Consider the following 483-nt stretch of genomic DNA (forward strand, 5'->3'; position numbering starts at 1 on the left):
CCCCCTGGCATCTCGAACAACCGCCATGTCTCTTCCGTGTATGGCGAGGCCACCATTCCACTGCTGAAAAATCTGGAAGCCGGCCTGGCGGCAAGGCATGACCGTTACTCGGACTATGGCAGCTCGACGACGCCAAAGGTGGGCATGAAATGGTCGGTCACGCCAGCGTTCCTGGTACGCGGCACGTATGCGAAAGGCTTCCGCGCGCCCACGCTGGTAGAAAACTCGACCGATGTACGCAATGCCTATTTGTCGTACAAGGATACGGCCCGCTGCAATGCCAGATTTACCCTGGGCTGCGATAGCAACTCTCCATATCGCAGCGGCGCCAACAAGGATCTCAAACCGGAGACGGCGAAAAACCTCACCTTGGGCATCGCCTGGGAACCCAGCAGCTCGTTCCTGACGACGCTCGATGTGTGGCAGATTGAGCGCAATAATGAAATTTCCACCCTGGCCCTGTCGAAGGTGCTCGCTGACCCG

Annotated in this window: 1 protein-coding gene; it reads left to right on the forward strand. The window is 58.4% G+C overall.

Going from position 1 to position 483, the window contains the following annotated elements:
- On the forward strand, positions 1-483 hold a 483-nt coding region (locus tag AC0V2Y_RS29095; RefSeq protein WP_475418501.1), incomplete at both ends, for a TonB-dependent receptor domain-containing protein.

The sequence above is a fragment of the Janthinobacterium sp. BHSEK genome (assembly GCF_056174685.1).